This is a genomic window from Thermoanaerobacterium xylanolyticum LX-11, from assembly GCF_000189775.2.
GTDB lineage: Bacteria > Bacillota > Thermoanaerobacteria > Thermoanaerobacterales > Thermoanaerobacteraceae > Thermoanaerobacterium > Thermoanaerobacterium thermosulfurigenes.
In genome coordinates, this window is record NC_015555.1 from 2,502,842 (window position 1) to 2,516,148 (window position 13,307).

16 protein-coding genes and 1 riboswitch are annotated in these 13,307 nt (G+C 37.3%); all 16 genes read right to left on the reverse strand.

All coding sequences use genetic code 11. The features are described from left to right. Nucleotides 1-25: 25 nt before the first annotated feature. The 16 genes from THEXY_RS11985 to THEXY_RS12060 all read right to left on the reverse strand — a co-directional run bounded on the left by THEXY_RS11985 (nt 26) and on the right by THEXY_RS12060 (nt 13,301). Nucleotides 26-196, reverse strand: a complete 171-nt coding sequence (locus THEXY_RS11985; RefSeq protein WP_013789095.1) for a XapX domain-containing protein — start codon at nt 194-196, stop codon at nt 26-28. Nucleotides 197-271: 75 nt separating this feature from the next. Next, nucleotides 272-1,642, reverse strand: a complete 1,371-nt coding sequence (locus THEXY_RS11990) for a sensor histidine kinase (protein ID WP_013789096.1) — start codon at nt 1,640-1,642, stop codon at nt 272-274. Further along, nucleotides 1,642-2,316, reverse strand: a complete 675-nt coding sequence (locus tag THEXY_RS11995) for a response regulator transcription factor (protein ID WP_013789097.1) — start codon at nt 2,314-2,316, stop codon at nt 1,642-1,644. Before THEXY_RS11995 ends, THEXY_RS11990 begins: the two co-directional genes overlap by 1 nt. Before the next feature lie 125 nt (nt 2,317-2,441). After that, a complete protein-coding gene (locus tag THEXY_RS12000; protein ID WP_013789098.1) occupies nt 2,442-3,677 on the reverse strand; it encodes an Nramp family divalent metal transporter in 1,236 nt (411 codons plus the stop codon). Between the two features lie 6 nt (nt 3,678-3,683). Further along, the gene (locus tag THEXY_RS12005) at nt 3,684-4,934 is read right to left on the reverse strand and encodes a magnesium transporter (protein ID WP_013789099.1); all 1,251 of its coding nucleotides are present in this window, start codon (nt 4,932-4,934) and stop codon (nt 3,684-3,686) included. A 169-nt stretch (nt 4,935-5,103) separates the two neighbouring features. Then, nucleotides 5,104-5,266, reverse strand: a riboswitch (M-box (ykoK) riboswitch). 47 nt (nt 5,267-5,313) lie between these two features. Beyond that, nucleotides 5,314-5,991 (reverse strand): Crp/Fnr family transcriptional regulator, encoded by a 678-nt coding sequence (locus THEXY_RS12010; RefSeq protein WP_013789100.1) that lies wholly within the window; start codon nt 5,989-5,991, stop codon nt 5,314-5,316. A 16-nt stretch (nt 5,992-6,007) separates the two neighbouring features. Next, nucleotides 6,008-7,336, reverse strand: a complete 1,329-nt coding sequence (gene dnaB / locus THEXY_RS12015; RefSeq protein WP_013789101.1) for a replicative DNA helicase — start codon at nt 7,334-7,336, stop codon at nt 6,008-6,010. Between the two features lie 70 nt (nt 7,337-7,406). Beyond that, nucleotides 7,407-7,850: a 50S ribosomal protein L9 gene (gene rplI / locus THEXY_RS12020; RefSeq protein ID WP_013789102.1), complete on the reverse strand. Its 444-nt coding sequence runs from the start codon at nt 7,848-7,850 to the stop codon at nt 7,407-7,409. Next, on the reverse strand, nt 7,850-9,817 hold the full coding sequence (locus tag THEXY_RS12025) for a DHH family phosphoesterase (RefSeq protein WP_013789103.1): 1,968 nt from the start codon (nt 9,815-9,817) through the stop codon (nt 7,850-7,852). The genes rplI and THEXY_RS12025 overlap by 1 nt, the downstream gene beginning before the upstream one ends. 36 nt (nt 9,818-9,853) lie before the next feature. Continuing rightward, complete coding sequence (locus THEXY_RS12030; RefSeq protein ID WP_013789104.1) at nt 9,854-10,753, reverse strand: DUF2232 domain-containing protein; 900 nt, start codon at nt 10,751-10,753, stop codon at nt 9,854-9,856. A gap of 21 nt (nt 10,754-10,774) precedes the next feature. Next, nucleotides 10,775-11,071, reverse strand: coding sequence for a MazG-like family protein (locus tag THEXY_RS12035; protein ID WP_013789105.1), 297 nt, complete (start codon nt 11,069-11,071; stop codon nt 10,775-10,777). A gap of 61 nt (nt 11,072-11,132) precedes the next feature. Further along, the gene (rpsR, locus tag THEXY_RS12040; RefSeq protein ID WP_013789106.1) at nt 11,133-11,399 is read right to left on the reverse strand and encodes a 30S ribosomal protein S18; all 267 of its coding nucleotides are present in this window, start codon (nt 11,397-11,399) and stop codon (nt 11,133-11,135) included. Between the two features lie 12 nt (nt 11,400-11,411). After that, on the reverse strand, nt 11,412-11,858 hold the full coding sequence (locus tag THEXY_RS12045) for a single-stranded DNA-binding protein (RefSeq protein WP_013789107.1): 447 nt from the start codon (nt 11,856-11,858) through the stop codon (nt 11,412-11,414). 21 nt (nt 11,859-11,879) lie between these two features. Continuing rightward, nucleotides 11,880-12,167, reverse strand: a complete 288-nt coding sequence (gene rpsF, locus THEXY_RS12050) for a 30S ribosomal protein S6 (RefSeq protein WP_013789108.1) — start codon at nt 12,165-12,167, stop codon at nt 11,880-11,882. A 65-nt stretch (nt 12,168-12,232) separates the two neighbouring features. Next, complete coding sequence (locus THEXY_RS12055; RefSeq protein ID WP_013789109.1) at nt 12,233-12,439, reverse strand: DUF951 domain-containing protein; 207 nt, start codon at nt 12,437-12,439, stop codon at nt 12,233-12,235. After that, nucleotides 12,423-13,301: a mechanosensitive ion channel family protein gene (locus THEXY_RS12060; RefSeq protein WP_013789110.1), complete on the reverse strand. Its 879-nt coding sequence runs from the start codon at nt 13,299-13,301 to the stop codon at nt 12,423-12,425. Before THEXY_RS12060 ends, THEXY_RS12055 begins: the two co-directional genes overlap by 17 nt. Nucleotides 13,302-13,307 lie beyond the last annotated feature (6 nt).

Below are 13,307 nucleotides of genomic sequence, written 5' to 3' on the forward strand. Positions count from 1 at the left end.
CCCCTACTTTGAAGAGCTTTTTAGGCTATCTACCTAAAAACCTCATCAGATAGACAAATAGCTGACCGCCTAAGTATATGCCTACAATTCCTGCAATACCTGGAAGAACGTTTGGCGCAGGCAATGGCAGCTTTAAAAATGAGAAAACCACGCCTACCAAAAAACCCGTAAATAATGCTAAAATCGACGCTTTCAATTTAACACCTCACTTCTCATTATCGACATTACTCTTACAAACTTTAGAGCTTTTATATTATACCACAAAAATTATTTACCTACACAACATTAGTTTTATTAAAAAGCATACGCCACCATCTGTATTGAATGCTTCTATGGTGCCTTCATGCCATTCGATTATAGCTTTAGTTATAGCCAGTCCTAAGCCTGTCTCACCTTCATCACCTTTATAAAATCTCTCAAACATGTTTTTTAGCTCTTCTTCAGTAAACTTCCTTCCGTCGTTTTTTATCTTTACCTCCACATAATCCTTTATCTTCTTTATTTCTATATCAATAGACGTCTTTGCATACCTTACGCCATTGCTTAATATATTCATAAAAGCCTGCATAAGCTTTGTTCTGTCGCATTTTACATTTACATCGTCGCCACTTAAACTTATTTTTATGTTTTTCTTGTTTAGCTGAGGCATTATCTTTTCTATACATTCTTCAAAAATGTCCTTTAAATACTCTTTGTGCTTTTTTATGCCTTCTTGATTTGTTTCGATTTTTGTAAGGTACATCAAGTCGTTTACTATATCTCTCAGCCTTTTGCTTTCATCTATGATTATATCAAGTGATTTTGGTATATCGTCTTTTTCTATGACACCATCTTTTATGCCTTCTGCATAACCTTGTATAGACATAAGTGGAGTCTTTAGCTCATGTGAAGCATTTTGCAAAAACCGCCTCTGAGATGTGTAATAATTCCTAAGCTCCACAGACATTTCATTAAAGGCATCTGCCAAAAGTTTTATCTCCCCATCTGACTTTATGTTTACCTTCTCTCCAAACTTCTTATCCTTTATTTTCTCTACCACTTCTGTAAGCTTTGCAATAGGGGCAGAGATTGACTTTGAAAGAAAGTAGCCTATTATCAATGATACAATGCCAGAAAGCAAAATACCCTTTAGCAAGACACCTACTATCTGAAGGGATGCTATCTTTATGCCTTTTACAAGCGTGTACATGACGATAGAGCCGATGACTTTTCCGTTTAAGTTGCTTATTATTGGAAAAACTGCAGCTACCACATCTGTGTTTCCAATCTTTATGCTGTTGTAGGAGCCTTCTTTTGTTATTTTGTCAAGTATTGCGTATTCTATCCTATTCCCTCCGCCGAAGGGATTTTGCCTTGATGAATACACAATATCGCCGTTTAAATCGACAACTATAAGGTCGCCATCCAAAATCCTTCCTCCCACCCAAAACTTAGGCATGTACCTTATGGATTGCAGCGCCTCTGGAGTGCTTATCCTTCCATTGTAAAGCCGCTGAATGACAGTTCCTTGCCTTATGAGGTTTTGCCTGGCTTCATTTATCAAAAAATCCCTTATCATCAGATTAAAAAATACACCTATTATAGAGAAAGAGATGAATACCAGCATCATATATGAAATTATAAGTTTAAACCTGATAGACATCACGATTCCACCTTATACCCATATCCCCAAATAGTCGATATGTTAAATTCACACCCATAACTTTGCAGTTTTTTCCTTATCCGTTTCACCATGTCGTCAACAGCCCTCGTCTCAGTGAAAGAGTCGTACTTCCATACTTTCTCTAAAAGCTGTTCTCTTGTGAAAGCTTTATTGGCATTTTGGGCCAAAAATTGTATAAGCTCAAATTCCATAGAAGTAAATCCTATTTCTTCGCCATTGTATATTACTTTCCTCTCATCAGGCACAATGACGATATCCTTTATCCTTATCTCATCGTTTCTCTTAGGCATTTTAACCCTTCTAAATACAGATTTCATCCTCGCTATAAGCTCTCGCGGTGAAAATGGCTTTGCAATGTAATCATCTGAGCCTAATTCCAATCCCAATATTTTGTCCAAATCTTCATCTCTCGCTGAAACGATTATTATCGGCACGTCGCTTTTTTTCCTTATCTGTCTGCAAAGCTCATATCCATCCATGCCTGGCATCATTATATCCAATATAAGCATGTCAGGCTTGTCTTTTTCAAAGTTATCTAAAACCGCTTCAGCATTTTCAAATGATTTTACAGTATATCCTTCCTTTTCGACGTACTTAACCATGAGATCTCTTATATTTTTATCATCGTCTACTATATATATAAGTTCTGGCATATTACCACCTCACATCTAATTTAACATCATAAAATATCAAAAACAATATCGTATACTATATATTTTAATCATATTGTGGCAAAAAATAAAAGGCGGTTTCCCGCCTTCTTTGCTTATCTTATATTTTAAATAAATGAAAAAACCATGAGGATGGCAGTCAATGATATCAATACTATTGTGGTAGTCCATCCTATTAAATTTTTCACTGGGCTATTTACGTATTTCCCCATTATCTCTTTATTGTTTACAAGCAGCATCATGGAAATCAAAACCACTGGCAACAAGATTCCATTTAAAACCTGCGTCCATATAGTGATTGTAATAAGCGGCGCATGTGGAATCAATATAATCGCAACGGCTATTATAATTATGGCTGTAAAAAGCGTATAAAATTCTGGCGCTTCATCAAGCCTTTTGTCTATGCCTGCTTCAAAGCCAAATGCTTCACAGATGTAAAATGCCGTGGCCACTGGAAGTATAGCGGCGGAAAAGATAGATGCTATAAAAAGCCCAAATGCGAATACGCCTGATGCCAGCTCACCAGCCAGCGGCTTTAAAGCCATGGCTGCATCCTTTGCCTCATTTATTTTTATGCCATTCACATTGAGAGTCGATGCACAGGCAACTATTATGAAAAAAGCTACGACAACTGTTGCGATACAACCTATCACAACGTCCCAGATTGTGTACTTATAATCATCTATCTTTATGCCCTTTTCTATAACAGATGATTGCATGTAAAATTGCATCCAAGGAGCTATCGTAGTACCTACAATTCCTATTACCATACTTAAATAATCTGTTTTAAATGACATGGTGGGTTTTATAAGGGACTCACCTACAGCCTTCCAATCTGGATGTGACAGAAGGGCTGATATGACGTATGACAACAAAAAAACGCTAAATATCAAAAACACTTTTTCCGCTACAGTATAATTACCTTTAACGATCAAAAGCCATACCGCTAAAGCAGCCAATGGTACCATTATATACTTGCTTATGCCGAAGATTTCCATGCTGCCTGCCACACCGGCAAACTCCGTAGCAGTATTTCCAATATCTGCAATAAGCAGTCCGAGAAAGATGAAGAACGTCACTCTTACGCCGAAGTTTTCCCTTATAAGATCTGCCAACCCTTTTCCTGTCACGACGCCCATCCTGGCGTTCATCTCCTGAATGACGATTAAGACGATAAATGACGGTATCAATGTCCAAAGCAGTTTATATCCATAGGTAGCACCTGCCACAGAATACGTGGTTATGCCACCTGCATCATTGTCGACACTTCCTGTGATTATACCAGGCCCCAAAATTGACAAAAATATCAATAAATTAGTCAAAAAAGTTTTCCTCTTTGTCACTTCCCACTACCTCCTTGCAAATGTCTTTCCACTTCTCATAAGTTCGTATATTATATCATTTATAAGGACAGTGCCTAATAGCTTCATATCTTCATCTACAACAGGAATCGCTACCAAATTGTACTTCGTCACTGTCTTTATGAGGGATTTTATTGAATCCATATCACGAGCATAGATGATGTCTTTATTCATAATTTCATTTAATGGGGTGTTAGGCTCTGAAATCACCAAATCTCTAAGTGTAACCGCACCTAAAAGCCTGTTTGACTCATCAACTATATAGATGTAATAAATGATATCTTCGTCTGGTTTTAAAAGCCTAAGCTCCCGTATTGCCTCCTCAACGGAAAGCGTATTTTCAAATGCCACAAAGTCAGTCGTCATCAAGCTACCAACAGCGTACTCAGGGTACTCCATCAGCTCCCTGACTTCCAACGACGCATTGTTCTCCATCTCATTTAAGAGCTCTTCCACTTTTTCTTCATTCAGATCGTCAAGTATGTCTGCAACTTCATCTGCAGGCATTTCTTCCAAGATGTCCGCAGCTTTAGAAACAGGCAGCTCGTTTAATATGCTTCTTTGAGTATCTGTCTCCATTTCTTCCAGCACATCTGCAGCTCTTCCATGCTCTAAACTGGAAAATATATCTATACCGGCCTTTAAATCCAGATCTTCTATGATGTCCGCAAGGTCAGAAGGGTGAAGTGTTGCCAATTTATGATACGTCTTTGACAACATTATGTTTTCTCTTGAGCGAGTAATCGTCTCTATATCTTCCCAAAGTATAAATTTACTGGATATTGTTTTACCAAATCTCTTTAAAATCTTCTTTAAAGGCTTTGCAAAGCCAAGTCGTCTCAATATGCCTTCAATGCCTATATCGACAGCAATCGCAAACAAGCCTTTATCTAAAAGCGCCAACCTTATGTCATTGACTCTTACTACTTTTCTTCCATTTACGTCGATAATCTGCTTATCTAAGACATTTTTCGACAAGTACAAAATATCTTTAAGGTTATGTGCCTCTACTGGATTAGTGCACATAAGTTCGTACTGCCCAAATTTTTTCGTTATCTTTATGTTTTCCCACTTGTACTCTTTGACGCCAGACTTCGTCTTTACCAACATGGATATTGCAATCGGATGCGTCAACGCCGTTGAAACTCCAATATCCTTAAGCTTACCTAAGATCTCACCGTTTTTAAGCAATATCTTATTGCCTAAAATCCTGCTTAAATAAAGGCTTAAAATTGGCATTTCACTACCTCCTTTTCTAAGGGAGGAGTTTTAAGGTAAGATAGACTCCTCCCTCATATTCTTTTTTGAATTATTAAATTTTATTCGCTTATGACTATAAGGGCCAGAGTCCATCATTACCACCTGCCTTTAAAAAATTTAAGCCTTTTACAAAACGTAAAAGGCTCTAATCTCAACACACTCGTTGGGTTTTAGCACTATGCGGCATAGGTAGTACCGGCTGAATTAGATTAAACCTTGTAACGGTAGAATCTGTTGACCCATTGGCATCTCTCGATGTTTCCGGGCATCAGCATGTATCCGCATAGGAGCCTCACTTAACGAACTTTATTCAATTGCATATAAATTATAACACACATTGAATATAACTACAACAAATTTATGACAAATTTTTTAATGCATTTACATCTTTTATTACTATAGCATGTCTTTCAAGCTTTATGACACCTTCTTTGTCTAACTGGCTTAAGATTCTTGTCATATTTTCTCGAGACGTGCCTACCATGTTAGCAAGATCTTGTCTATTTAGGTTTAATTCTATTGCTATCCCATCTTTGCCTTGTATGCCTTTTTCTCGGGCAAACGTCAAAAGAATAGAAACCGTCCTGCCGAGAGAATCTTTAAGCGCTAAGTTCTCTATTATGACCGCCACATTTTGGAGTCTTTTTGCCATGAGTTTTATTATGCCTAAGGCTACTTCATTGTTGCTCAATATCAAATTTTCTATGTCTTTATTTTTAAGCACAATAATCTTTGAATCCTCTATGGCCTCTGCAGTGGCTGGATACTTACCACCTATAAACAGAAGGGATTCAGCAAAAATATCTCCATCCTCCATTATTCTTATTATATGTTCTTTTCCCTGTTGTGATATTTTAGATATCTTGACTTTGCCTTTTTTTACAAAATAAATGGCGTCACCTTCATCACCTTCGTAAAAAATGACGGTGTTTTTTTTGTACTCCTTCACCAAAGCTATTTTACTGATCTCAAATAGAGATTTCTCACTTAAGACATTGAAGTACGGTATCTTTCTTAAATAATCGTAATCACCCATAAAAATACCCTCTTGACTACTCTGTCCTGTATTTATCTATGCTTACAAATTTCGTGTACTGGCCCATCCACAGAAGCTCTATGGTACCTGTAGGACCGTTTCTGTGCTTTGCTATGATAAGCTCTGCGATGTTTTTCTTTTCAGAATCCTTGTTGTAATAATCATCTCTGTAAAGAAACATGACTATATCAGCGTCCTGCTCAATTGCACCTGACTCTCTTAAATCGCTTAAAATTGGCCTGTGATCGGATCTGGCTTCAGGTGCGCGAGATAACTGCGAAAGTGTTATTATAGGAACTTGCAGTTCCCTTGCAAGGCCTTTTAATGACCTTGATATTTCAGAAACCTCCTGCTGACGGCTTTCCGAGTTTCCCCTTCCTTGCATAAGCTGCAAATAATCTATTAACACTAAAGACAAGCCCTTCTCCAGCTTCAGTCTTCGACACTTTGCCCTTATGTCCATGACTGATATACCCGGTGTATCATCAATGTATATTGGGGCTGTGGAAAGAGGAGCCATTGCAGCAGCAAGCCTTGGCCAGTCGTCGTCATCTAAATTTCCCGTCCTAAGCTTTTGACTGTCTATGTTTGCCGTAGAGCATATTAGCCTACTTACAAGCTGCTCTTTAGACATCTCAAGACTGAATATGGCGACGGGTTTTTTAAGTGCCAATGCAGCATTTTCCGCAATATTTAATGCAAACGACGTTTTGCCCATAGATGGCCTTGCAGCAAGAAGTATAAAATCAGACGGCTGAAAACCAGACGTCTTTAAGTCTAAATCAGGAAAGCCAGATGGTACCCCGGTAAGATGTCCTTTATTTTTATAAAGATTTTCTATGTTGTAAAATGTGTCCATCAACACATCTTTAATAGGATAAAAATTTTCGGTATTTCTGCCTTGTGCTATGTCGAATATTTTCTGCTCAGCCGTATCCAACACATCGTGAAGATCTCCACCCTCATAGCTTAACTCCATTATCTCTGATGATGCTTGGATGAGACGCCTCAAAGTCGCTTTCTCTCTAATCATCTTTGCGTAATACGACACGTTTGCAGTAGTTACTATGCTGGATGACAAATTTGTTATGTAGTCAAGCCCGCCTACAGCCTCCAGCATATTTTGCCTTCTCAGCTCATCAACCACCGTAACCAAATCGACAGGTATGTTCTTTTCAAACATATCCATCATTATGGTAAAAAGCTTTTTATTTGACTCTTTGTAAAAATCATCTGCTTTTACTATCTCTGATGCATCGATTATGGCATCTCTGGACAAAAGCATTGCACCTAAGACAGCCTGTTCTGCCTCTATATTTTGAGGAGGGATTTTATTCCACTCCATCTCATTCCCCCCTTAAAGCATCCAAAACCTTGTGTATTTTCCCCACCAAGTCTTGAATAAACTGGAACAATTATTGTCCTACAACATCTACTTTTACCTTCGCTTGTATGCCGGGGTATATTTTGATGTCTACATTATAAGTGCCGATTGTCTTTATAGAATCCGCAAGATTTATCTTCTTCTTGTCAATATCGTATCCTTTTTTATTAAGCTCGTCTTGTATGTCTTTTGATGTTATAGAACCAAACAATTTGCCGTTTTCGCCTGTTTTAACTTTAAGCACGATAGACTCTTGCGAAAGCCTTTTAGCCATCTCTTGTGCAGCTTCTACCTCTTTCTGCCTTTTTTTCTCCTCCGCTTTTTTCTTTTCGTTGAGAACATTTATGTTTGACTTCGTGGCATCTATAGCAAGTCCACGAGGCAAAAGATAGTTTCTACCGTAACCATCGCTTACATTTACTACGTCACCTGCTTTGCCTATGCCCTTTACATCCTTTTGCAAAATCACTTTCATCACGACTCACCTTCCTTAAAATATTCATCTATGGCTTTCTTTAAATCATCTACAACATTTTTAAGAGGCTTTTTGACCTGAGCCCCTGCCACAGTTAAATGACCGCCGCCGCCTAATTTTTCAAGTATTACCTGAACGTTTATATCCCCTATCGATCTTCCGCTTATGGCCACATCGTCATGCCTTTTAAATACTACAAAAGATGCCTGAACACCTTTTATATTGAGAAGTTCATCTGCAGCTTGTGCAGCAATGACATTGTCCGTCTCATCAGGGCTCACTGCAATCGCTATTCCTTCTTCTGTTATCTCAGCATTTTTTACTATCGTAGATTTTATTATATACGATTTTAAGTCATTTTGAAACAGCATCTTTACAGATATAGTATCGGCACCCTTTCTCCTAAGATAAGATGCGGCCTCAAATGTCCTTACGCCTGTCCTAAATGTGAAATTTTTTGTATCCACCGTAATTCCTGCTAAGAGGGCTTCCGCTTCTATCGGTTTTAAATCAATCTTGTCCTTTATATACTGTGATATCTCAGTCACAAGTTCACATGTCGATGATGCGTATGGCTCAAGGTAAATAAGCAATGCCTTATCGATAAATTCTTTTCCTCTCCTATGGTGATCGATGACTACTATCCTGTCCACCATATTTATCAATTCAGGGTACGTGAGGTAGCTGGGTCTATGAGCATCAACGACGATAAGAAGCGTCTTTGGATTAACCATATTCTTGGCATTGCCTATATCGATAAAGGGATTTGCGTACTCTTCATCTTTCTCTATCTTCTCTAAAAGGGTTTCTATCGCTGGATTTGACTTGTCTAAAATTATCTTTGCATCTTTTCCAAAAGAAACAGCACACCTGTACATGCCTATTGCAGCACCTAATGAGTCAAAATCCATAAAATTGTGCCCCATAAGCAAAACATTTGATGAATCTTCAATAAGCTCTCTTATGGCATGTGCCACAACCCTCGCCTTTACCTTCGTCCTCTTTTCTACAGCCTGTGTCTTTCCTCCGTATATGAGGATTTTTTCGCCTTTTTTGATTACAGCCTGATCGCCTCCTCTGCCTAATGCCAAATCAATGGCAGAAACTGCGTACTCGTTTAATTTTGCAAATTCCGACGAATCCGCACCAACACCTATGCTTAGTGTAATGGGTATTTTATTTCCCACATTTATATCTCTTATAAAGTCAAGTATCTCAAATCTATTTTCTTCGAGATTTTTCAAATCCGCCTCTTGCGTCACAAAGATATACCTGTCATTGGCGTACTTTATTATATAGGCATTCATGGATTGAATCCAGATGTTTAATCGCCTTTCTATTTCTGCAGTTACAACAGGCTTATTTAAATCATCTGCAGACTGCAAAGCTTCTTCGTAATTATCTACAAGTATGTAACCTAAGACAGGTTGAGATCTTACAAGTCTTTTCGATATTTCCATGTAATCAGTCTCGTCAAAGATGAAGACATTGTAGTAATTTTCACTGTCTTTAGATTTTCTTTTTCTGGTTTTAGAGATTATGCTTATCATGTAGTAGTATTTATTGTCAATCCTGAAGTGGTACTTTTCATCCTTTTTTGCCTTCGCGTATTTTAAAAAAACATTGTTTATATCCTTTTTATCCTCAAAAGTCTGGGCAAAGCAAGAATTGTACCAGACAATGTTCCCATCTTCCCTCATCAATGCTACAGGTATAGGCAAAAGCGGCAGTACATTTCCTGATGCCTTATCGACGCTAAAAAAAAGCCTTTCAATATACTTATCAAATTCCGTCCGCTTCTTTTTTGCCCCTCTATATTCCTGGTACAAAATGTACGCTAAAAGAACCATTGATACAATGCTGATGTAGACATTATAGTACAAGAATATAAGAGTAAGCACCATTGATAAAATGATGTTTAATAAACTTACAGAAGATATTAACTTGTAATTCTTATTATCAAACATGGATACATCCCCTTAAATCAGGATACAAAAACCTTATCACGTAAATCTTCGCAAGTTCATGCTTGTATCTATGACCCCCAGTAGCGTCATCAGCGAAAAAGTAATCGGGAACATAAATAGTGCCACTAATATCACATCGCTTATTAAGGAGCTTACATTAAATCTCTTTGTCATAAAGTATTTTACATATGAAAGACCGCTTACGGTAAATCCTATAGATAGAAGCAACAGTAGATTAGATGCAACAACACTTGAATTTACAAAATACTGATACAAAAGAGCACCTATAAAAATCCATCCCGTCATGTAAGGCATCCTCCAAAACATAAACGGAGGTAATTTCTTTACTTTGCCTTCCCTTGCCATTATCCTTGAAAGAAGCATGTAGTTGGCTAAGACGATAAGGACAATCATTATGACAAAGATAGATGGCATAAGCTCTTTTAAAGACTCTAATGTATAACTTATCATGTTTCTTATGTAAGCTGCATCAGGTGAGTTTTTGTAGATGTCCAATATCTGATTTCCAATCTGCTGGTAGTCATATAAAATGCTTTTTATTACATTTATTCTAAATAATTTAAGGACATACAATGCTCCTACAAAGCCTACCAAAGATATTGCACCAGTTTCAATCACCACATCCTGAGGAGTACTGCCATTTTTAATGAAATATCCCATTGCAATCCCTATAGCGCTTAAAGCCGCCACAATTGAAGCTGTGATTATGTCTGTAAACAAAAATGTAGCAATAAAAATTAAGACTGTAGTTAAGATGCCATACAGCAAACTATTGTTTCTTATTACAACCACGCTTACAGGTACTGACACAAAAAACAGTATGAAAAAAAGCGGCGGTACATATGACCCAATCAAAACCATTATAACCGCTACAGCCACCATTAAAGCTCCATTTACGATGTTTTTGCTGCTCATTTTTTATCCTCCATGAAAGTCTTACCTTTTCTTAATGTGCTCTGCAAGTTCTCTGTAATTTTGCACATCTTCTTCTATTTCTGCCGAAATAGACCTTATCCTCTTCAAAATTTCATCATCAATTTCTTTAAAATCATACCCCAATTTATTGCCGAGAAGATACCCTATTATTATCACATGACATATATCATCTATCAATTCCTGAGGTAATTCGTCATTATTAAAATTTTTAAAAACTGATGCAGTTTTCGATAAAAGCTCAACTTTTAAATTTTCCAAACTCTTAATATTTCTCATTATATCAAAATTATTCTCCATAATATCCCACCTTAAACACATGAAAAACAAGAGAGGGTTTGACCCTCTCTATATTATATCATTATTCGGCTGTATATGGTAGTAGTGCAATCTGTCTCGCTCTTTTTATAGCAACTGTAAGCTGTCTTTGATGTATAGCACAGTTTCCTGTTATTCTTCTCGGAAGTATCTTGCCTCTTTCAGTTATATATTTGCGAAGCTTTCCAACTTCCTTGTAATCTATATAATCTATCCTGTCAGCGCAAAAAGCGCATACTTTTTTCTTAGCTTTTCTATTTTTCCTCTTTTGAGCGGAATTTTCCTTAGAATTGCTGTTGTTGTTTGACATCATCTACCCTCCTTAGAATGGAAGATCATCTTCTGACTCTACCGGACTGAACCCATCAAAATCGCCGCCATCTAAGTCGATATCAAAATTATGAATATCCTTACTTAGATCTGGCATAAGATCGCTACCGCTGGATTTATTTGAGTCCAAAAATTTGACTTCGTCTGCCACAACTTCCGTAACCCAGTGGCGATTGCCGCTATTATCATCCCATGTGCGAGTTTGAATGCTGCCGGACACAGCCACCAATCTTCCCTTTTTAAGATTATTTCCACAAACTTCTGCCAGCTTTCTCCATGTAACGATGGGTATAAAATCAGCCAGCCTGTCTCCGTTCTGCTGCGTGTAATTCCTATTGACAGCAAGTGTAAATGTGGTCACAGGAACCATGTTTGCAGAAGCATACTTAAGGACAGGATCTTTAGTCAAACGGCCTATCAATATAACCTTATTCAACATCATTAACCCACCTATCGTTCATTATTTATCAACTTTTACGATTAAGTATCTCAATATACCGTCTGTAATCTTGTATACTCTTTCAAGTTCATGTGGGACATCTACATTGCTTGTAAAGTTCATCAATACATAATATCCTTCAGTTTTCTTATCGATTTCATATGCAAGCTTTTTTCTGCCCCACTCATCAACTTTAGTAATTTCTCCACCTTTTTCTGTTATGAGATTTTTAAATTTCTCAATTAAAGCAGGTCTTGCCTCGTCATTTACATCTGGAGAAATTATGAATATTGTTTCATACGCTCTCATTCTTTCACCTCCTTATGGACTTTACGGCCCTATTGGGCAAGGCGGCAATCCATATTGTTATTTTATCATTGTTCATTTGGTTTTTCAACAGTTTTTATCACTTTTTTCATTCCTTTTTCAAATTTGGGCCTGGGCATTAAAACCATCCTTCCGCACTTTAAACACTTTATCCTTATGTCCATCCCAACCCTAAGCACTTCCCACTCATCGTTGCCACAAGGATGAACTTTCTTCATTTTTACAATATCACCTACATTAATCTCTTTCGGCACTGACATCACCCTTTTTATTTTTGTCTTCGATTGACACATTCATGTGAGGATATGGCAAATCAATGTTGTAGTCTTTAAAAAGCTTCTTAATCCTGTACCTTAGATCCCTTTCAACAGCCCACTGCTGCATTGGCTTTGCCATTGCTATTACAGTTATTTCCACTGTGGAATCTTTAAAGTTTGTTATTCCAAGAACTTTTGGACCATCTAAAAGGTCGGTTCTATCCCTTTTCATTTCTTCGCATATCTCATTAAGAGCTTCTATGACCCTATCTACATCTTCTTCATAAGATACGGATACAGCCACAAGAGCTCTCATAGCACCTTTTGAATGGTTTGTCACAGATGTTATCTCTCCATTTGGTATGATGTTTAAATCACCCGAGAAATCCCTTATTTTTGTGACTCTAAGCCCGATCTCCTCCACAGTACCAGAGAAATTGTTTATTGTTATGTAGTCCCCTACACCAAATTGGTCTTCAAATATTATGAAAAAACCATTAATGACGTCTTTCACAAGGCTTTGTGCTCCAAATCCTACAGCAAGGCTGCCTATACCAGCAACAGCCAATATCGAACCCATTTTAAGCCCTAATATCTCAAGAATAGAATAAACAGCTACAAAATATATGACGTACTTTAAAATATTTTTGGTAAGAGAAGAAAGAGTCTTTACTTTTCGCTCAGAAAATTGAAGCTTCGACTTCTCTTGCATTATGTAAAATCGATCTATTAAAAGATACCCTAACTTTTTGGCAATATAAGCTATTATGATGACTTTTATTATGTCAAAAGCATTTCCAAAAATTTTTATATCGTAAAGCTTCAATATTTGATCGTAAAATCTACTTATGTACTCCAATTTAAA